This window comes from Streptosporangium sp. NPDC050284 (assembly GCF_044459525.1).
Classification (GTDB): Bacteria; Actinomycetota; Actinomycetes; order Streptosporangiales; family Streptosporangiaceae; genus Streptosporangium.
The window spans coordinates 34,533-55,186 of the sequence record NZ_JBITIZ010000013.1; the positions used below are offsets into that span (position 1 = coordinate 34,533).

The window sequence follows — 20,654 nt, forward strand, 5'->3', positions numbered from 1 at the left end:
TCACGGTCGACGTCATCAGCGGAAAATGATTCAGTCTGACTTCAAGACGAGTCCCGTCTCCGTTATGAGCGACGACTCCTGATACTCGTAGTCGCTGTTGATACTCCACAGGTCATTCTTGTCGAATCCTTCCATGATGTTCTCGGCAGCCAGCATCCCCATAAGAATACTGTGATCCTGATTGTTGTACTTGAACGCCCCATACCGCCCGATCACCTGCAGGCCTCTGTATCGACATAAGAAGTCCACGACCTTCTGCAGATCATCCCGGTATCCTCTCCGGTAGACCGGATAGCATTTCGGGATTCGGACGACCTTCGCGTCGACGATCTGCTCCGGGCTTACCAGCCCTGTCATGACGATCTCTTTTCCGGCCAGCTCCGTCTGCAGCGTCTCCTCCCAGTTCCAGAAATCGTCGTCGTCGAAGCACCAGTACTCCAGCGCGAGGATGGTCTCCTTCCTTCCGCGCGTCAGTGTGGGAGTCCAGTTCCGAAAGTTCGTGATGCGGCCCATACGCAGTTCGTCACTGTGCACGTAGATCCAGTTGTCGGGGAACACGTCATCCGCGTTGACGAGCAGGTAAACGATCACGGTGTTGCGGAATCTCAATGACCTCACAGCCGCCGCCACATCCTCCGGCACACCGCTCAGCCTGTTCATTAGTGTCGTGAGCGGCATCGAGCTCACCACATGGTCGTACGCCACATCCTGCTCCGCCAGTCGCAGGCCCGTTACGACATCGCCCGACACGGTCACCGAGTGCACCGGAGAGTTGAGGTGTACCTTGCCACCCTCATCCTCGATACGAGACCTCATCAGCTGGTATACCTGACCGGTTCCCTCGTTCGGATACGCGAACTGGTCGACAAGGGTTCTGTGCCGCTGCCGGGAACCGCCGGAAAGCGCTCCTTTCGCGACTTCCCAGAGAGACAGCCCTCTTATGCGCTGAGCCGCGAACTCGGAATCAAGGTCGGCTGCGGCGATGCCCCACAACTTCTCCGTGTACGTTTTGAAGAAATGGCGGTACAGCCGCCCCCCGAAACGGGACACGACCCATGACTCGAATGTCTCGCCGTCGCCGTCGCCGTCGCCGCCGCGGGCCGGCAGCCGGTGCCACAGGTAACTACCCAGACAAAGCGCTCCCTCCGTGACACCGAGATTCCGCAAAGCGTCATCTGCTTTGATGGGGTAGCGAAAGAACTTGTTCCGGAAGAGGATGCGGGTCAATCTGTCGACCATGACGTAGTCGTCGCCGACGACCTCGAGCCACAGAGCGTTCACGCGTGGATCCGTGCTGAAGAAACGGTGCGGACCGATGTCCACGACCTGACCCCACAGCTCCATGGATCGGGCCATCCCCCCCATGTGCGCCGAGGCCTCATAGAGATCGACCTCTACCCCGTTCTTCGCCAGCACGTATGCGGCGGTCGCGCCCGCCGGTCCCGCGCCGATGACGGCGACCTTCTTCGTGTCACTCATCAAAGTGCTCCCGAGTGGTCTGCGTCTTCCGTCCCGTCCGATAACTGTCCGGCGAGCCGGCCGTGACCGTGAGGGCGGTCGCGGCCTTCGTGCCAATACGCCGTGCGGGCACGGCGAAAGCCGACTTCGGCTCTCTCACGGACGTCGCGACGGTTCACGGCACGGCCGGCCCCGCCCTGCAGGTGATCGTCCCGCCGGACGGCGAGGAACAGAGGACCACGGCGGCCTCCGGGCAGGCGGTCAAGCCGTCGCGAGTATCCCCCGAGCGATCAAAAGGAGACCGTTACGCCCCTTTGTCTCCGGCCACGCGGGGATTAAACCAGGACAATCGATATCACCTTGAAGGCGACCGAAACCATCTTATTCGGCCCCGTCAATTTAACCTCTTGCGCCGCATTCTTGTGAACCGAATACCCCCACGTCCCGCCACACAAAACCCATTCCCGCAGAGGATCGGCGATGCCGATCACGGGTTGACATCCGAACCATACAGAGTTATGACTGATCTTGACGAGTCCCCAAGTCGCACGAAAAACCTCATTCGGCCCACCGACTTCTCATACAAACGCACGCCTGCCGTGGACTCGCTAATTCCCCGCACGCATGCGCATGCTCACAGTGCGGAAGTCGCGCGGGGATCGCTTGACATCGGCAGGCATTGACGATGCCTGAATTCTCTTTTGTCCTCTGTTCGGGTCCGGCGAAAATGGGCGACTTGTCGAAGGGAGCAGCGTGAAAGTACTGGGCCTGAACGGGTGGCCGGGGCGTGGTCACGACGGTGCGGCATGCGTTGTGTCCGACGGCCGGATCGCCGCGTTCGCCGAGGAAGAGCGTTTCGTGCGCAGGAAACATGCCTATGGCCTCGCTCCGCTTCACGCGGCCGCGTTCGTTCTGGCCAGGGAGAAGATCACACTCGACGACATCGACGTCGTGGCGTTCGGCTGGGACGTTCCGACGCTGCACCGTGACCGCGATGTCCGCTGGACGTTCAGCCCGGCCGAGGCACTGGAGAGCCTGCTCCCCTCGACCCTCTTTCCTCGGCGGCGTGATCCTGAACTCGTGTTCGTCCCCCACCACCTGTCGCACGCGGCCAGCGCGTACCACGCCAGTGGCGACGCGGATGCCGCGCTACTGGTGATCGACGGCCAAGGAGAGAACGAGAGCACAAGCCTAGGACTCGCCCGGTCCGGAAAGATAACACTCCTGGAGACGCTCCCGATCTCGTGGTCTCTCGGATATTTCTATGACGCAGTCGGACGGTATATCGGATTAGGGCCCGACCAGGCCGGCAAGCTGATGGGACTGGCCGCGTACGGCACTGTCCGCGAAGGCGTCCTCAACACTTTTCGGCTGGACGATTCCGGTTACCATGTTGATCACATCAGCCCCGGCCTGCGCTCTACCGAGAACATAGACGAAAGCAAAGAATCAACCGAGGCCTGGCTGTCCTATTTGGAGTCCACTTGGCCTCAACCACCCAACAGGCAGCGGCGCGTATACGACCCTGAAACCGCTCGATTCCTGTCTCTTACCGAACGCGATCCGTTCGACTACCGGGACCTGGCGGCCACGGCACAGTTTCTGCTGGAGCAGGCGGTGTCGAAACTGGTGGACCGCCTGTTCGCCATCACGGATTCGCGGACACTGCACGTCGCGGGGGGCGTGGGTTTCAATGCCACTCTCAACGGAGTCCTGATCAAGCGGCACGACCTCGACCGCCTGTTCGTCCAACCGTTGGCCGGAGACGCGGGGGTGGCGCTGGGCGCCGCGCTCCATGTCGCCGCTGAGCACGGTGACGTGATTCGTCCCATGACCGATTCGCTGGGGTGGGGTCCGGAGTTCTCCGCGCAGACGATCCGCAGGCTTCTCGACGACGCGGGCGTCCGATACGCGGAGCCACCGGACGTGACCGGCGCCGCCGCCGAGTTCATCGCGAACGACGAGGTGATCGGTTGGTTCCAGGGAGCCGGCGAGGTGGGGCCGCGCGCCCTCGGGCACCGCAGCATCCTCGCCTGCCCGGCCGACGTCGCGACGCGCGACCGGATCAACCTGAGGATCAAACAGCGGGAGTGGTGGCGTCCGCTGGCTCCGAGCATCAGCCTTGAACACCACGCCGAGATCATCGATTCGCCCTCGGCCCTGCCGTACATGATAGTGACCACTCCACTCCGCCCCGAGAAGACGGAACTGCTCCTGGCCGTGAACCACGTGGACGGCACCACCCGGGCGCAGACGGTCAACAGCGCGGACGAACCGCTTTATCACCGGTTGCTGCTGGACGTGGAGAGGGAGACCGGCCTCGCGGCAGTGCTCAACACCTCGTTCAACGGGCCGCAGGAGCCCATTGTGTGGACACCGGCCGACGCGATGAGAACGTTCACCAGACTTGGCCTCGATGCCCTGGTCCTGGGCCCTTTCGTCATACGGAAACGGACATGACGGAGGAGAGTTCGCCCGCCTCTCATTGGCGAGGGCGAAAGGCACCGCAGATCCGGACAGGCACACCTCCGTGCACACGCGGCTTCTCCGCGGGCAGGAGGCCCGCGGGTGTCGAGCGCCGTCCCGTACACCGCCGCCGGATTCCGCGAACCGGCCGCAGGGGCGCGATCTGTCCTGACTTTCGATGACGAGAGAGACATGAGCACATCACCGCTGTCGGATCACCCTCTGTCCAAGGGCCGGCTGCCCGGCTCCTTGCCGCCGGCGGACGTACTCGATGCTTATGCGGCGGTGTGCCTGTGGGAGATGGGCGTCCCGGAGATCGATGTGCGGTTGTCCCGGAGCGGCACCGTACGCGTCGCGACCGCGCGCACCGGGACCGGCCGCGCCGTGCAATGGGCCGGAGGAACCCCCGCGATCGACGGCCGCTGGACCGCCGAGCTGGACTCCCCCGGCCGGACCGGCTCGCGACCGGTACCGCGCACAGTGCTTTCCCGCTGCCGGCTTGAGACCGACAGCACGTGCGGGCGGAGTGCGTTGATCGCGCGATCCGATGGCGGGATCGTGCCTGATACCGCACTCGCCACGGCGAGGCTTCTCGACATGGTCGAAGGCGGTGACGGCCGGCCGCCGCCCGGAGCCCGGGAAACACGTCTCCTCCTTTCATCCCCCTGGACGGGGTCCGGCTCATCGCGAGACTGGCCGGACATCTGCGACCTCTTTCTCGGCCAGGTCGACGCCGTACCCGACTCGATCGCGGTGCGGGCCGATGACGGCGAACTGGACTACGCGACCCTTGAGACGCGGACGCGCCATTTGGCGCTTCGGCTGATCGCGTCGGGAGTGGGCCCTGGCGACGTGGTCGCCCTCGGCCTGCCCGACCGGGGACTCACCTCGATCGTGGCGCTGCTCGCCGTGCTGCGGGCAGGTGCCGCCTATCTGCCCGTCGGCCCGGACGTGCCGGCTGAGCGACGCCGTCGGTACCTCGCCGTCTCGGGCGCCAGAATGGCGATCACAGGTGAGGCGAATCGTGACGTCTTCTCGGCGGACGGCATTTCCGTGGCGACGATCGGGCGCGACATCGACGAAACCGCTACCGGGACCCTGCCGGACGTCGTCCCTCCTGAAGCCCTGGCCTATGTGCTGTTCACCTCGGGCTCCACCGGGCCCGCGAAAGCCGTCGCGATGCCCCGCCGTTCGCTGAACCACCATGTGTGGTGGTATCTCAACGACTCGGAGGCGTTTCTGCGAGGACGCTGCCTGCACTTCTCCGACCTGGCATGGGACACTTCGACGGCCGAGATATTCCCCGTGCTGTGCTCGGGCGGGACGGTGGTCGTCGCCTCCACGGCGGCGCGCCACGATCCGGACGTCCTCTTGAAGGCGTTGTGTGACCAGGACGTCCAGCGGGTGATCCTCCCACCGCATACCCTCACCCGGATCGCCGAGCGAAGCCTGCGCAGAGGGCTCGTCCCATCCGGGTTACTCGATGTGACCAGCGGAGGCGAGCAGCTCGTTCTCACGCCCGCCCTCCGTGACTGGTTCGGGAGAATTCCCGGCGCGATCCTGCAGAACCACTATGGCCCCACCGAAACACAGCTGGTGACGGCGTACGCCGCCAGGCCGTCCCAGGCGGACGACCTTCCGCCTGTCGGAAGGCCCTGTGGCGCCACCAGGCTACTTGTGCTTGACGACACGCGGCGGCCGGTGGCCGTCGGGGAAACGGGAGAGCTCTACATCGGGGGGGCCGGCCTGGCTCACGGCTATCTGGGCGATCCGGACACCACGGAGCGGAGATTCGTCCAGGGCCCGTTACCGGGGCCTGAGAACCGTTTCTATCGGACCGGTGACCTGGTGCGATGGAACGCTGACGCGAACCTTCAGTTTCTCGGGCGGATGGACGGCCAGGTCAAGATCCGGGGCCAGCGCGTCGAGCCGGCGGAGGTGGAGCACGAGCTCACCCTTCTGACGCACGTTCGAGAAGCCGCCGTCGCCGCGGTGGACGCCGAGAACGGCAAGGCGCTGTCGGCGTTCGTCGTCGCACCGGAAACAACCGCGGCGAGCCTTCGGCGGGAGTTGGCCCATCGCCTTCCACCCTTCATGATCCCGGCTCGGATCTTCATGGTGGAGAAGCTCCCCCTCACCTCCAACGGCAAGGTCGACTTCGCCCGGTTGTCGGCGAGCGCCGCAGGGGAGGCACCGCGTCCCGCGAAGCACTCCGCTCCGCCCGACGACGCGGGCGGCTCTCCGCTGGAGGTCATACGACGGGCCTGGGCCGCGGTGCTCAGCACCTTCCCGTCGGTGGACGACGACTTCCACGATGCGGGCGGCGACTCCCTGCGGGCGATGTCGCTGGCACTCCTCTGCAGACGGCATGGCATCTTTCTGCGAGCAGGCGATGTGCTCACCCTCCGTACCCCCGCGCGGATGGCCGGGCTCGCGGAGGACGGCTCCGGCCGAACCGTGATCGCTTCAGGTGAGCCCGACGACGGGCCGCTGTCCCCGAGTCAGGCGTATGCGTGGCGGCTGGCCACCGACGACCGGAACCACTGGTACCAGGCCGGATGCTTCCAGACCACCGGTGATGTGGATGTGGGAGCCTTGCGCGCCGCCTTGACCGCTGTCATCCACGCGCATCCATCGCTTCGGACCGCCGTCGTCCCGACGCCGTCGGGGCCGCGCCAGAAAGTCCTGGCGGACCCACCTGCCCCGTTGTGGTCGGCCGCCCCCGAACGGACGGCGGACGGTGCGCCTCTGGCATGGTTGCCGTGGGCGCTTCGGACGGCGCACGCCGCGCTCGATCTTGAGGCCGGTCGTCTGGTGAGCGCCGTTCACGTACCCGGTGCCGATGGCGCGGCCGGCCATTTGCTGCTGATGGCTCATCAGATGGCCATCGACATGATGTCCTGGCCCGTTCTGACGGACGATCTTCAATACTGCTACCGGAGCCTGCGGGAGACCGGCCGGGCTCCGCGGCTGGGAGAAACGACGTCGTATCTCTCTTGGACGGAGGCACTGCGCCGTCATGCGGCCGATCCGGCCACCATCGGTGATCTGTCCCGCTGGCGCGAACACGCGAACGCGATCACCCGGATTCCCCTCGACCACCCCGTAGCCGACCCCCCCGCCGCCAATACTGCGGCGACCGCGGCGACCGTACACGCGGAGCTCGGGCGGGAGGCGACCGATGTCCTGCTGCGCCGCGCGCCGCGCGAGCTCACGTACCGACCTGACGAGCTGGTTCTCCACGCCCTGGTGGAGGTGCTGGCGGACGTCTCCGAGACCGCCCCGGTACGGCTGGACGTACTGGGACACGGACGTGCGGAGTCCATCTCCTCCCAGGTGGATCTGTCGCGTACGACAGGATGGTTCACCACGGTCACACCGCTCGCGGTCCCCCTCCCCCCGAACGGGACGGCACGGGAGCGGTTGGCCGCCACGGTCCGCGCGAACCGATGGACGCAGGCCAGGGCGATCTCCTACGGAGCGCTGCGTTACCTGGGAGCACCCGCCCACTCGTCACCGCTGGACCTGCCGCCTGCCGACGTGTCCTTCGACTACGGCGGTGACGCCGGCCTGTTCTACCCGGGAGAACTGATGGTCGGCGAGCTGGACGCCCCCCTCGGCCCGTATGTCCACGACACCTGGCAACGTCCCCACCTCATCGAGGTGCAGGCGCGGCTGGTGAATCGCCGTCTCGTCATGGAGTGGACGTATTCACGAGCGCTCCATCACCGCCACACCATTCAAAAATGGGCGGACGATCACCTAAGGCGTCTTTCGGTGACGCTGCGACCGATGTGGTCGGAGTAGTGCCCGTGCCATGCATGTCGATACGTACCCCGCGTCCGGCACTTCGCCATCGCCGGATCATCGCGACAGGACGGAAAGATCGTCCTGCGGAGTACTTCCGTTCGTCCCCGGCGAGGACGCGATGCCGGCAGGTATTCCTGAAGGCCTGTCCCGAGGAGCCGACCTGATGCGAGAGATGTCTCACCCCCTGCTCGCGGCCATCGATCGTGAGATTCCCGCCTTGAAGCGCCTGATGGCAGAGGAGGGGGATCAGCGCTGTCTTTCCGACGCGGCCGTGGAATGTCTGCGGCGCAGTGGTGTCTTTCGCATGGCCGTACCCGCGGACCTGGGCGGCTGGGAAGCCGACCCGCTGCTGCAGTTACGTGCCGTGGAAAGGCTCGCCGAAGTGGACGCGTCCGTGGGGTGGTACGCCATGGTCGGCTCCGACGGCGGCTTCTACTGTTCTTTTCTGGATCCCTCGGTGGCGAAACGACTGTACGGAGCGGATCCGAATGTCGTGACCGCCGGTTTCGTCGAGCCCGCAGGTGTCGCCCGGCCTGTCGAGGGCGGTTACCTTGTCTCCGGCCGCTGGCCTTTCGGCAGCGCGTCATATCACAGTACCTGGATCGCCAGCGGTTGCCGTGTGCAGAGCGACAACGGCGACGACCCGGCCGACGGCCGGTGGATCGTGGCGATGCTCCCCCGGATCGCCTGCGAACTTCACGACACGTGGCACACGATCGGCCTCCGCGCCAGTGGAAGCTTCGACTACAGCACCCGGGACCACTACGTGACCAGCGAGACCACCTTCAGTTTTCTCGCCGGGGCGCGACGCGACGAGCCGCTGTACCGGTTCCCGTTGATGTACCGGGCGAACGTGCCAGGTGCCGCGCTGGGCGCGGCACGTGGGGCCCTGGGGGAATTCATGGAGTGGATCGCCGACCGCCGGGACCCGCTCACCGGCGCGGCGCGCAAGGAGTCGACGCACGTGCAGCTGGCACTGGGTAAGGCGGAAGCCGCGGTGGCCGCTGCCCGGTCCTACGCGGAGGCCGTGATCGGCGAGCTGTGGGAGGGGCTGCTCCGGGGTGAACCACCAGACCTGGACCTCCGGGCGCGATTCCGATTGATGATCGTACACACGGGGGTGACCTGCCGCTCGGCCATACAGGCCCTCTTCGACGCGTGCGGCGGAAGCGTGATCTTCGATCACCACCCCCTGCAGCGGCGGCTTCGCGACCTGACGGCCATCGCTCAGCACACATTGCTGCAAGAGCCGAACTACGCGCTGTCGGGCCGGGTCCTCATGGGACTCCCACCCCACGGCGAGGTTTTCTGATGCCCCGCGACCACGAGGCGGGACAACCCCCCGTGCGCGTGCTGGTGACCGGCTGCTCAAGTGGACTCGGGCGGGCGACGGCGGAGTATCTCGCCGCCCAGGGGATGACGGTCTTCGCCGCGATGCGGGACGTGTCCGCGGCCGGAGATCTCTTCTGCGACGACGAACTCGTTCATGTGCTGTCGCTCGACATGGGCAGCGACTCCTCCGTGGCAGCCGCCTACGCGGCCATCGACGATCTCGCCGGCGGTGTGGACGTCGTCGTGGCCAACGCCGGGGTGGAGCTTCGTGGTCCGCTGGAGGCCGTGAGCGCGGATGAGCTCGCCTGGCAGCTGGAGACCAACGTGGTGGGAACCCACCGCGTCGTCAGGGCCGCCCTGCCCGCGATGCGGACGCGTCGACGAGGGCATGTCATCATCGTCTCCTCCATCGTGGGCAGGGCCGCTCGACCTCTGCTCGGTGCCTACTGCGCGAGCAAGTTCGCGCTGGAGGGACTTGCCGAAGCGCTTTACCTGGAGATGTCACCCTTCAGGGTGACCGTCAGCCTGGTCGAGCCAGGCCGCTTCCCCAGCCGGCTCTCTCTCAACGGGCGGGACGCCGCCGACTGGGACCGCTGCGGTGATCCCTACGACTCGCATGCCCTGACCATGCGTGATGCCCTCGCGGCCCTCGAACCCCCGGACTACGTCCCTTCTCCGCGGATGACCGCCGATGCCGTGCATCGGTTGATCACGGCACCACGCCCCCCGTTCCGGCTGCCGGTGGGCGTCGACGCGGACACCACGATCGCCCTTCTCGGCGAGCACCGATTCGATCGCTATGCCCGGCTCTTCACTTCCGCGGCAGACCGCGGGGGCGACGAGCCGATGTCTCACGACCTTGGCGACGAGGAGATCACAGCCCTGCTGTCGGATGAGAACCTCGCCGTCCTCACCACCTTGATGCCCGACGATCAGCCACAGACGCACGTGGTCTGGATCGATTACGACGGCCGGCATTTGCTCGTGAACAGCGAGATACATCGCCAGAAGTACCTCAACATGAGGATAAATCCCAAAGTGACCGTCACCCTGATCGACCGAGACGACCCCCACCACTTCGCGGAGATTCGCGGCCGGGTCGTCGGTTTCGACCATGAGCCGGCCGCACGAAACCACATCGACCGATTGAGCCGGAAGTACAGAGGGCACGACTATGACCCGGCGATGATGCGCAGCGCGCGAGTCATCGCCCGGATCGCCCCTATTCGGATTGTGCGGGTGAGAGGAAGCCGCATACGTTCGTCCGCTCCCGGAGGCCCCGTAACCGAGCGAATGGAGTGAGCACCGTATTTCATTGGACCCGGGAAAGCCACTACGGCGTTGGATGAAAGAGACATCAGGCGGACGGCATCCGATCCCGGTACCACCGGACCGCACGCAATGGAGATCGCACGCCCCGACGAAAACAGCGAGGCCACGATCGCCACGGGGAAGGAAGACATGAGAGCCGACGACGAGAACACTCGTCGAATTCATCTCGGAGGGGGGGTGATTCGACGGTGCGTGTCCCTCGTACGCCGCGCGGCGCGGCACGGGGCGGCACGCCGCACCTCCCTCGTGGTGCTCGCCAGGGCTTTCCCCGGGCGATTCGGCGCCCTGGTCGGCCTGGTGGTGATCGCCGGCGCGCTGCCCGGCGTCTTCGCGGTTCTGGTGGGGCGGCTCGTGAGCACGCTGTCGGACGGCGCCGCGGCAGATCCCGGCCGTGTGACGGTCGTCGTCATCTGGATGGGCGTTTGCCTGCTGCTCCAGGAAGTGTGTGCCGGCGCGCAGGAGCTCCTGGTCGCCGATCTCTATCGCCGCTTCGACGAGCACCTCCTCGCCCGGGTGATACGCGCCTCGACCTCACTGTCCCAGCTGGACCTGTTCGACGACCCGCTCATGGCCGCCCAACGGGACCGTGCCGCACGGGCGGCACGCTTCGGACCGGGAGAGCTGGTCAGCGGCATCAGCGCGAAGTGGACGAAACAGGCGGGCGGTCTGACCTCCGCGCTGCTGGTCGCCTGGTATTGGCCGCTCGCCGGCGTGCTTCTCGCCGTACTGTGGATCATCGCCGGATGGGGCATCAGGGCCAGCTACTACCGGGCCAATCCCTTCTGGACCGATCCGCTGCGGCGCTCCGCCTACTTCAAGAACATCTCCCTCATGCCGGAGTGGGCGAAAGAGCTGCGAATCTACGGCCTGTCCGGCTGGCTGGCGGATCGGTTCGGCAAGGAGTGGGCCTCCGTCATGGCCGAGCTCCTGAAGGCACGCCGTATCGGGCAACCTCGGCTGGCCCTCCTCGCGCTCGTGTTGCTGGCGAGCCACGTGGTCATCCTGTTCTCTCTGGTCCCCGCAGCGGAGGGCGTACCCGGCATCGGCGCGGACTCCATGGTCGTGGTGCTGCAGGGATTGATCGGGATGGCCGCGCTCGCCAGCCAGCACGGCGACATCTGGATCGAGAACGGCGCCGTCCCCATCCCCGACGTCCTCACCCTGGAGCGGGAAGTAGCAGGTCGCGAGAGAGACGCGTTGGAAAGCCGTCGCGCGATTCTTCCCTCCGCGACGGGAGACATTCGCTTTGAGAACGTGCACTTCGCGTACCCAGGACAACAGCACTCTGTTCTCGAAGGTTTCGACCTCACTATCCCAGCCGGCCAGTCATTGGCCATCGTAGGACTCAACGGTGCGGGGAAGACCACCCTGATAAAACTGCTCACCAGGCTCGCCCGGCCTCAGAAGGGCGTCATCAGGGTAAGCGATACCGACCTGAACGACGTCGATCCGACCGAGTGGCGTAAACGTATCGCGGTGGTCTTCCAGGACTTCGTTCACTATCCGATGCCCGTTCGCGAGAACATCGGTTTCGGCGCGATCGAGCGGCTACGGAGCCTCGGAGCGGACGATTTCGATTCTCGCGTCCGCGCCGCCGCTCGCCTGGCCGGCGCAGACGAGATCATCGACGACATGCCCTTCGGCCTCGACACCCTGCTTTCTCGTCGCTACACCGACGGCGTCGACATCTCCGGCGGACAGTGGCAACGGCTGGCTCTCGCCCGCGCCATGCTGGCGGTGGACAACGGCGCCCAGTTGATCGTCATGGACGAGCCCACGGCGCACCTCGACGTCCGCGCCGAGGCGGATCTGTACAACCGGTTCCTCGACCTCACCCGCGGGCTGACCACGGTTATCATCAGCCACCGTTTCTCGGCGGTACGCCGTGCCGATCGCATCGTCGTGCTGCAGGCGGGACGGCTCGTCGAGGACGGCACCCACGACGAACTCATGAGACTCGACGGCACCTACGCGCGCCTCTTCGCCCGGCAGGCCGCTCGCTACACGTCCAAGGGCACCCCCGCGGGAGGTTCCTTCGGTGGCTGACAAGGTGCACTTCCGCCCGTTCCGCCCCGACCGGGTGCGTGCGACGAAGGTCATCCTCAGGGTCGCCTGGGAAACCGACCGTGTACGGACCATCGCCGCCCTGGGCGTGAGCGTGACGCAGGCACTCCTGGTGTCATCGTTCGCCCTGTGGCTGAAGCTGGTCATCGACGGTGTCGGCGAAGGGGAAAGGTGGGCCGCCACATGGCCCGCCCTGGGCTTGGCGTTGGCGATCGTGGGCAGTGCGGCCCTCGACTACTCCGGTGCGCGGACGCGGCAGACTCTGAACGAGAAGGCGCACCACGTCATGGAGTGTCGCCTTCTCGATGTCGTTGGAAGATCACCCACGCTCGAGATCCACGAGAACCCGCAGCATCTCACTCAGCTGGAGCTCCTGGATTCAGAGTCCTGGGAGTTCGGGGAGACGATCCCGGCGATACTCAACATCGTCAACATCGGCATGCGCATCGCGATGACGGCCGCGCTACTGGCGTCGGTCGACCCGATCCTGCTCCTCGTGCCGCTGTTCGGCGTGCCGAGTCTGGCGCTTGGCGGCCGCGTCAACCGTCTCTACGAACGGGGCGTGGAGGCCGCCGCCGATCTGAACCGGCAGTCGAGAGACCTGTACGAAATGGTGATGAAGCCGGGCCCCGCCAAGGAGATCCGGGTATCCCGCCTACAGGACGAGTTCGTCGGACGCTTCCGCTCCGCGTACCGCGAGAGGCGAGTCATCGAACTCAGGCATCTCATGTACGGCCAGGCGATCAGCCTTGCCGCGCGCTTGGTCTTCGTGCTCGGCTACGCGGGCGCCATCGCGATGATGGCGACACGTGCGGTCAGCGGCACGGCGAGTGTCGGCGACGTGCTGGTGACCGCGATTCTGGCCGGCCAGATCCTCGGCCTGGTCGTCGGCACCACCGAAGTGGTGCAATGGGCCCTTCGCACGCTTACTTCCGCGAGTCGTTACGTCTATCTCCTGGACGTGGCGCGGGACGACCGGCGAACCCCGGCCGCCCCGCTCTCCGTGCCGGACCGGCTGCGCGCGGGGATCCGGCTCGACGGTGTCTCCTACCGCTATACGGAGCAGGGCGATCGTGATGTCCTGCACAATCTCGACATTCTCCTTCCCGCGGGAAAGACCGTCGCGATCGTCGGGGACAACGGCGCCGGGAAGAGCACGTTCGTCAAACTTCTCACCGGAATGTGCCGACCGACGGGCGGTCGCATCCTCATCGACGGCGCCGAACTGTCACAGCTCGAACTTGAGCACTGGCGGCTCCAGATCGCGGCCGCCTTCCAGGATCACGCGCGATTCGAACTCCTGCTCCACGAGGCCGTGGGCATCGGCGACCTGAGTCTGAAGGGAGATCGGGAAGCGGTACGGGCCGCGCTTGAGCGGGCGGGTGCCTCGGACCTTCCGGCCAGGCTGCCCTCGAAGTTGAACACACAGCTCGGCACCAACTGGCCCAACGGAGTGGATCTGTCCGGCGGTGAATGGCAGAAGCTGGCCATCGGCCGGGCGATGATGCGTCGCCGACCACTGCTGTTGATATTGGACGAACCCACCGCCGCCCTGGATGCCGAAACCGAGCACACGCTCTTCGAACAGTGGACACGCGCCGCCCGGCGCTCGGCGGCGGACGCCGGGACGATCACCGTACTGGTTTCCCATCGCTTCTCCACGGTTCGCATGGCCGACCTGATCATCGTCCTGGAGCGAGGACGTATCACCGAGGCGGGGAGCCATGAGGAACTGATCGCCGCCAGAGGCCTCTACGCGGAGCTGTACCAACTACAGGAGGTCAATTATCGCTGATCGATTGAACACTCGACTCAACAGGAGAAAGCGAATAATAGAGTCAAGCATGGTCGGCGCTATCGCAAATACAATTGAACACGTCATGGTAGTGACGCCTTCAATTAAGTTTGCTACCTTATACACACAACCGGTTTCGCCTGGCAGATGAAGAGCGGCGGGAACCGATCGCGTCCGAAAAGGAACACGATGAACGCTGCATTTCAGGAAACCTCGACAGAGAGAACGACGAGCAAGCGGCTGATCGCGATGGCGACCGTGTGGATTCTCGTCCCCGCGGCACTGGCGGTCGTAATGTGGGCGACGCAGCAGTACTATCACCATCCCGGGTCGTGGATGCTCGACATGAAGGTGTACCGTTCCGCTGTCAACGCGGTTCTCGATGGTGTCAGCCCGTACGTCGTCGGTTCGAAGGACATCGTTGAAGGCGCCGATCTGCTGCTTTTCAACTATCCACCGTTCGCGCTCTTCTTCCTCTTCCCGTTCGGAATTCTGAGCCTGGACGTCGCCGGGCTGATATGGACCGCCATCAGCATTGCCGCGCTGCAGCTCAGCGTATATCTCTGCCTCAAGCGCGTAGGGGTCGCCAACGTCTGGCGGCTGGCGATCCCCATCACGGTCGCCTGTCTCCTGCTGAATCCCGTCGACCAGAACCTGCAGTGGGGACAGGTGAGCCTGGTCCTCATGGCACTTGTGCTGGTGGACCTCTGTCTGCCGGACTCGTCCAGATTCAAAGGGGTTCTGATCGGCCTGGCGGCCGGCTTCAAGATCTTCCCTGGCGTGTTCGCCCTCTTCTACCTGCTGACGGGCAGGATTCGGGCCACGGGAACAACGATAGGCACCGCAGTGGGAACGGTCGCGTTCACCTGGGTCGTCTTCCCCGGCTATTCCGCGGATTACTGGTTGCACCAGATGTTCAACACCGCCAGATATATGCCCGCGGGCTGGGTTCCCAACGAGTCGCTTCGCGGGATGCTGGCCAGGACCTTACATTCCGATGCGGCGTCCAGACCGGTATGGCTCGTCGGCTGCCTGCTCACCCTGATCGTCGCCTCGGCCGCGATTCGCGCGGCCTACAAAATCGGTGAGGAAAATCTCGGAATAGTGGTCGTGTCGATGACGGCCCTGCTGTTGTCCGTTGTCGCGTGGCATCACTACTGGGTGTGGAGCATTCCGGCGACGATTCTGCTGGTCGATGCCGCCCGGCGCAGAAAGAGCACGCTGCTCTGGGCCTGCGCCGTCATCCCGATAACAGTCATCGCCCTGCGGGTCAACGAATGGGTCCTTCCCGATCAACCGGGGTACGACCCACTCACCCTTGAGACCCTGCCATTGATCACAACGAGCGTGGTCACGCACGTGACGATAGTCCTTCTTCTGGCGATCACGGCTTACGGCGTGATGGAGGAGGCCAAGCACAAACGGTCGACACGACAGAAAGAACGGCAGAAAGAAGAGGGCCTCGAAGAGCCCGCGCGATAAAGCCTCGCGAACCTCTGGGCGGAAACGGCAGGTTTTACAGCCCGCAGCCGGTTTTCTACCGCACATATTCTGCAATGAGGCACGAATCGCCTGTATCGAGAGGTGGATCGAGGAATGCCTGGACGTAGTCGTGTCGTGATCACAGGTGGCAGCGGGTTTCTTGGGTCGCATCTGTGTGAAAGCTTTCTCCGCAGAGGCGACGAGGTGATCTGCGTGGACAACATGCTGACCGGCAGCCCGGCCAACCTCGAGCCCTCCCGCTCTTTCGAGGGATTCACACTGTTAGAAAAGGACATCACAGCCCCGTTGCGGGTCGAAGAACCAGTGGACGCCGTTCTTCACCTAGCGTGCCCCGCCTCCCCGATGGACTACATGAAATGGCCACTGGAAACCCTGCGCGTGGGTTCCGTCGGCACACAGATGGCTCTTGACCTCGCGTACGAGAAAGGGGCCAGATTTTTGTTCACCTCATCGAGCGAGGTCTATGGAGACCCACTGGTCCATCCACAACCGGAGACGTACTGGGGCAACGTCAACCCAATAGGACCGCGATCGTCCTATGACGAGTCGAAACGCTTCAGCGAAGCACTGACGGTCGCATACCGGGATTCTCGTGGAATAGACTGCCGGATCGCGAGGATATTCAACACCTTCGGCCCGAGAATGCGCCGTGACGACGGTCGGATGATTCCCACTTTTATCAATCAAGCCATCACGCAGCAACCCATGACTGTGGCCGGCGACGGTAAACAGACCCGGACGCTCTGTTACGTGAGCGACACCGTCGAGGGCATCATGAGACTTCTGGATCATCCAGAGCGAGTCCTTTCTCCCGTCAACATCGGCGGACGGCGCGAAATGAATGTCCTGGAGACTGCGGAGACCATCAAGAGATTCGCGAACTCTTCCTCTCCCATCAAATTCATACCGCGCATGCAAGATGACCCGCAAGTGCGATGTCCGGATCTCACCCTGGCCGGCTCAATATTGGGTTGGGCACCCCGGGTACGCCTCGAAGATGGCATAAGGAAGACCATCGACTGGTTCTCCAACAGTCAGACGCGTGTCTGAAGAGAGCATCTCCGGGCGAACCGGCGAGAACTTTTCCCGAAAGCACCGGATCCGCTGCCACCGATCGGTTATTCCAGAACAAGAGCGCATGGACTTTCCTTTGAGAACACTTGTCGATGTGATCGGAAATCCATATGAACGGATACTCAGGTTCTCCGGCGTCGAAGCCGCCGGCCTCTTGGAATAGGCGTGGGAAAGTAGCGGTATGGCCGGTCGTCAATATCGAACACTATCTCCCCGGCCGCCCCGGGCCGGCTATTCAGCCACACCTCGCGCATGGACACGACATCGCGAACTCCGGGTGGCGGGAGTACGGCAACCGAGTGGGAATATGGCGGGTCCTCGGGCTCCTCGACGACCTGGGCATCCCCTTCAGCGCCGCGCTCAACGCCGAGATGTCCCGCCACCATCCGGATGTCGTGGAAGCCGTGGTCGTGCGCGGCGCGGAGGTGCTCGGCCATGGCATGGAGAACAGCACCCGGTATTACGACCTGACGCCCGAGGCCGAGAAAGAGCACATCGCCGACGCGCTGAGCACGCTGAGGCGGGAAACGGGACGACAGGTGCTCGGATGGCTCACTCCCGGCTTCGCGGTCAGTGCCGACACCCATCGCATTCTCGCCGAACTGGGCCTCGGATACACCGCGGATTTCTGTGACGACGACGTGCCCTACTGGCTGGACACACCGGGAGACCGGCTACTGGCCATCCCCTACAGCCTGGAGACGAATGACATCTCGCTGTTCCTCAAAATGCATTACACACCGGCGCAATACGCCGATGTGGTGGTGGAGCACGTTCGGCAATTGTGCCGCGAACCCAGCCGCGGTCGCGTGGTGGCGCTCGGCCTGCACCCCTTTCTGGTCGGACAGCCGAGTCGCATCGGGTTCCTGCGTGCCTGTCTGGAACGCCTGGCCGCCCTTGACGAGGTCTGGTTCGTCACGGGCGAGGAGATATGCGAGCTCATAAAGAAGGAGGACGTCGTATGACCGGCTCATCACCCGAGACTCTGCTCGACCTGCCTGTCACCGAAGCCACGGCGCGAACCGTGGCGCCCTTCGGCGAGCTGGTGGCGGACACGGTCACGCAGGCCATCGACATACCGTATTACCGAGGCCGTGTCATCGAAGGCGGTGACATCGGGTTCAGATACCGCGGACGAGCGGCGCTACGCACCGCCCAGGTTCTCCCGGGTCAGACGTCCGAGGTGCACTGGCTGGAGCGCCATCTGCACCTGACGCAGCTTTTCGTCGGCCTAAGCGGTCCTTACGTGATGGTGCTCGCCCCGCCCAACGACGATGCGGACCCCGACGGGGTGCCCGACCTGAACGAGACCGTCGCGCTGCGCTTCCCCGCCGCCAGCGCACTGCTTCTCCATCTGGGGACCTGGCACGATTTCCCGATCGCGGTGTCAGAGCCGGTCACCCTGCTGATCGGCAACTCCGAGGAAGTGGTGGACGCACTGCAACGGGCGGGTGGTCCGCGTGAACTGAACGAGGGTGACGTCCGCAAGATCTCGCTCACCCAGCGCTTCGGCGTCACGATACGCCCTCGGTTATGAGGGCCGAGCATGACGCCGTTCTCGCCGCCCTGGACCGCCTGGACGCGGTGGACGGCGAGTTGCACGCGTTCGTTCCGGAGCCTGGGCGCCGCAGCCGCGTGCTCGCGGAGAGCCGGAGTTCGTCGGTCGCCCGCCGAAGCGCGAGTGCTCCGCCCCCGCTTCAGGGCGTGCCCGTGGCGGTCAAGGACGTGTTCCACGTGACGGGCCTGCCGACGCGCGCGGGCAGTTCCGTCGATCCCGCGTTGCTCACAGGCGCGGAGTCGGCTCTGGTGCGCCGGATCCGGATGGCCGGGGGCGTGGTGCTCGGTAAGACGCACATGGACGAGTTCGCCTGCTGTGAGCCCGGTCCGACGCGAAATCCCCACGACCGAGCCCGTACACCGGGCGGGTCCAGCGCCGGGTCCGCCGCCGCCGTGGCCGCCGGTGTGTGCCCGGTCGCGCTGGGATCGCAAACGCAGCGGTCCGTGATCGTTCCGGCCGCCTACTGCGGTGTGGCCGGGTACAAGCCGACACCTGGCCTGGTCCCCTTCGACGGAGTCCCGATGGCACCCAGCATCGATACGGCCGGACTGTTCACCGCGAACATGCCTGACATGGTGTGGGCCGCGGCGGCCTTGTTCGACGTCACCGCCTCTCGTCCCGTCGGCCCACCACGACTGGCCATCCCGGCAGGCGCCTTCCTCGGAACGCTCCTTGAACCCGCTCGCCGGGCCTTCGCCGTCCAGGTGGCGGCCCTGCGATCGGCCGGAGCCGTCATCCAGGAGCGGGACGTCCCGTGGGGTGATCCCCGACCGTGGCTGGAAGACTTCGACGCGGTGCTGCTCTCCGAACTCGCCTCGGTGCACGAGCGGTGGTTCAGCACGCACGCCGACCGATATCGCCCTCGTACGGCATCGGCGATCCGGGCCGGGCAGTCCATACCGGCGGCTCGCGTGGCAGCGGCCCGCCGCCGTATCGAAGATCTTCGTTCTCTGATCGCCTCGGCTGCGGCCGATGTGGACGCCTGGATATGTCCGTCCGCGCTGGGGCCGGCGCCACGCGGACTGTCGCACACGGGCGACGTGGAGATGACCATCTTCTGGTCGTGGGCCGGATTGCCCTGTGTGACCGTGCCCGCCGGCCTGATCGACTGCGGCGACGAACCGCCGATGCCGGTGGGGCTCCAGACAATCGGCGGGCACGGCGACGACGCGGCCGCTCTCGGGGTCGCCGCCTGGATCTCCGACGCACTCCTGAAGGAGACGACATGAGCGCGCAGGCCGACTCCCGTTCCGTCCGGAATGCTCTCACGGCCACCAGCGTGATCATCCCCGTTCGCGACGACCCGCGCATCGTCGCATGCGTGGAGAGCGTCGACGAGGACGTGGAGATCGTCATCTGTCTCAACGACGCCAGTCCGGAGGTGCGCCACAGCGTAAGCGCGCTCCCGGGAAAAGCGGTCGTGACCGAGATCCCGGACGCAAATCTCGGCGCGGCCTACAACGCGGCGATCGACGCGGCCACCGGCCGATATCTCCTCTTCATGGACTCCGACTGTGTGTTCGCGCCGGGCACCATTCGGGCCCTCGCCACCCGCGCGCTCACAGACCCCGTGGTCAAAGGGCGCGTGCAGTTCACCTCCACCGGAAGTCGGCTCAGCCGCTGGATCGAGAAATCTCGATCCTTCCAAATCGCCGACCATGTGAATGCCTATTCGCCGCCGCTGATATACGACCGTGAGATCGTGCACCGGATCGGCGGATATCACTACTCCGATCTCATCCACTGGGAAGAAGACCGCGAGTTCGACTTCCGGCTTCAGCTCGCGGGCATCCAGGTGGCCTACCTGCCCGACGCGATCGTCCGGCACGCACCGCAGCAGGGCTTCAGCGACCTGCGCAGTGGCTTCCGCTACGGCCTCGGCGAGGGCATTGGTCAGGAACTGGGCCTGTTCATAACCCCGGCCCTGCGGTGGCGACTGGCCAACGATGCCGGGTCCGTGCTGGAGAAAGCGCGCAGGCGAGGCATCGGACCCGCCGTTTATCGAGTGGCGTGGCTGACCGCGTATCACCTCGGCACCCTTTATCACACCCTGGCCGACCCGTACCGGGTCCGGACTCGCTATCCCGCGACCGCGGCCCGCGTCAAAGTACACCACGGCGTCCCCGGACACACGACGAAACTCAACTCCGTGCATCGTCAGGCGCTTCGCGCCGCCCATCTTCGGCAAGGGCGGCGCATCGAGCCACAGCGGGACGAGAACAGACCCGAATACGAGCTACAGGAGGGGCAGTGACTTCACCG

Annotated in this window: 13 protein-coding genes; 12 read left to right on the forward strand and 1 reads right to left on the reverse strand. The window is 65.1% G+C overall.

All coding sequences use genetic code 11. From position 1 onward, the window contains the following. Window positions 1-30: 30 nt before the first annotated feature. Window positions 31-1,479: an FAD-dependent oxidoreductase gene (locus ACIBH4_RS27715; RefSeq protein WP_362769859.1), complete on the reverse strand. Its 1,449-nt coding sequence runs from the start codon at window positions 1,477-1,479 to the stop codon at window positions 31-33. Between the two features lie 732 nt (window positions 1,480-2,211). On the opposite strand from ACIBH4_RS27715, the gene ACIBH4_RS27720 reads away from it, so the two are divergent. The 12 genes from ACIBH4_RS27720 to ACIBH4_RS27775 all read left to right on the forward strand — a co-directional run bounded on the left by ACIBH4_RS27720 (window position 2,212) and on the right by ACIBH4_RS27775 (window position 20,646). Continuing rightward, window positions 2,212-3,918, forward strand: coding sequence for a carbamoyltransferase C-terminal domain-containing protein (locus tag ACIBH4_RS27720; protein WP_362520755.1), 1,707 nt, complete (start codon window positions 2,212-2,214; stop codon window positions 3,916-3,918). A 198-nt stretch (window positions 3,919-4,116) separates the two neighbouring features. Further along, window positions 4,117-7,731 carry an amino acid adenylation domain-containing protein gene (locus ACIBH4_RS27725; RefSeq protein ID WP_362769861.1) on the forward strand — a complete coding sequence of 1,205 codons (3,615 nt, stop codon included), beginning with the start codon at window positions 4,117-4,119 and terminating at the stop codon, window positions 7,729-7,731. Between the two features lie 166 nt (window positions 7,732-7,897). Further along, a complete protein-coding gene (locus tag ACIBH4_RS27730) occupies window positions 7,898-9,046 on the forward strand; it encodes an acyl-CoA dehydrogenase family protein (RefSeq protein ID WP_362520765.1) in 1,149 nt (382 codons plus the stop codon). After that, a complete protein-coding gene (locus ACIBH4_RS27735) occupies window positions 9,046-10,368 on the forward strand; it encodes an SDR family NAD(P)-dependent oxidoreductase (RefSeq protein ID WP_362769863.1) in 1,323 nt (440 codons plus the stop codon). Before ACIBH4_RS27730 ends, ACIBH4_RS27735 begins: the two co-directional genes overlap by 1 nt. 222 nt (window positions 10,369-10,590) lie before the next feature. Continuing rightward, window positions 10,591-12,444, forward strand: coding sequence for an ABC transporter ATP-binding protein (locus ACIBH4_RS27740; protein ID WP_362520775.1), 1,854 nt, complete (start codon window positions 10,591-10,593; stop codon window positions 12,442-12,444). Further along, window positions 12,437-14,257, forward strand: coding sequence for an ABC transporter ATP-binding protein (locus ACIBH4_RS27745; RefSeq protein WP_362520779.1), 1,821 nt, complete (start codon window positions 12,437-12,439; stop codon window positions 14,255-14,257). Before ACIBH4_RS27740 ends, ACIBH4_RS27745 begins: the two co-directional genes overlap by 8 nt. 189 nt (window positions 14,258-14,446) lie before the next feature. Beyond that, entirely contained in the window at window positions 14,447-15,739 is a 1,293-nt protein-coding gene (locus ACIBH4_RS27750; protein WP_362520782.1) for a glycosyltransferase 87 family protein, read from the forward strand. A 114-nt stretch (window positions 15,740-15,853) separates the two neighbouring features. Then, entirely contained in the window at window positions 15,854-16,810 is a 957-nt protein-coding gene (locus tag ACIBH4_RS27755) for a UDP-glucuronic acid decarboxylase family protein (RefSeq protein WP_362520785.1), read from the forward strand. Between the two features lie 134 nt (window positions 16,811-16,944). After that, entirely contained in the window at window positions 16,945-17,799 is an 855-nt protein-coding gene (locus ACIBH4_RS27760; RefSeq protein ID WP_362769865.1) for a polysaccharide deacetylase family protein, read from the forward strand. Beyond that, on the forward strand, window positions 17,796-18,371 hold the full coding sequence (locus ACIBH4_RS27765; RefSeq protein WP_362520791.1) for an ureidoglycolate lyase: 576 nt from the start codon (window positions 17,796-17,798) through the stop codon (window positions 18,369-18,371). Before ACIBH4_RS27760 ends, ACIBH4_RS27765 begins: the two co-directional genes overlap by 4 nt. Continuing rightward, window positions 18,368-19,621, forward strand: a complete 1,254-nt coding sequence (locus ACIBH4_RS27770; protein ID WP_362520794.1) for an amidase — start codon at window positions 18,368-18,370, stop codon at window positions 19,619-19,621. Before ACIBH4_RS27765 ends, ACIBH4_RS27770 begins: the two co-directional genes overlap by 4 nt. Further along, window positions 19,618-20,646 carry a glycosyltransferase gene (locus ACIBH4_RS27775; RefSeq protein ID WP_362520797.1) on the forward strand — a complete coding sequence of 343 codons (1,029 nt, stop codon included), beginning with the start codon at window positions 19,618-19,620 and terminating at the stop codon, window positions 20,644-20,646. The genes ACIBH4_RS27770 and ACIBH4_RS27775 overlap by 4 nt, the downstream gene beginning before the upstream one ends. Window positions 20,647-20,654: the final 8 nt, after the last annotated feature.

Excerpts from the sequence above, each read along its gene's own strand:
- ACIBH4_RS27725 (WP_362769861.1), top strand. The coding sequence starts at position 4,117 with ATGAGCACATCACCGCTGTCGGATCACCCTCTGTCCAAGGGCCGGCTG.
- ACIBH4_RS27730 (WP_362520765.1), top strand. The coding sequence starts at position 7,898 with ATGCGAGAGATGTCTCACCCCCTGCTCGCGGCCATCGATCGTGAGATT.
- ACIBH4_RS27750 (WP_362520782.1), top strand. The coding sequence starts at position 14,447 with ATGAACGCTGCATTTCAGGAAACCTCGACAGAGAGAACGACGAGCAAG.
- ACIBH4_RS27770 (WP_362520794.1), top strand. The coding sequence starts at position 18,368 with ATGAGGGCCGAGCATGACGCCGTTCTCGCCGCCCTGGACCGCCTGGAC.
- ACIBH4_RS27735 (WP_362769863.1), top strand. The coding sequence starts at position 9,046 with ATGCCCCGCGACCACGAGGCGGGACAACCCCCCGTGCGCGTGCTGGTG.
- ACIBH4_RS27715 (WP_362769859.1), bottom strand. The coding sequence starts at position 1,479 with ATGAGTGACACGAAGAAGGTCGCCGTCATCGGCGCGGGACCGGCGGGC.
- ACIBH4_RS27760 (WP_362769865.1), top strand. The coding sequence starts at position 16,945 with ATGAACGGATACTCAGGTTCTCCGGCGTCGAAGCCGCCGGCCTCTTGG.
- ACIBH4_RS27765 (WP_362520791.1), top strand. The coding sequence starts at position 17,796 with ATGACCGGCTCATCACCCGAGACTCTGCTCGACCTGCCTGTCACCGAA.
- ACIBH4_RS27775 (WP_362520797.1), top strand. The coding sequence starts at position 19,618 with ATGAGCGCGCAGGCCGACTCCCGTTCCGTCCGGAATGCTCTCACGGCC.
- ACIBH4_RS27755 (WP_362520785.1), top strand. The coding sequence starts at position 15,854 with ATGCCTGGACGTAGTCGTGTCGTGATCACAGGTGGCAGCGGGTTTCTT.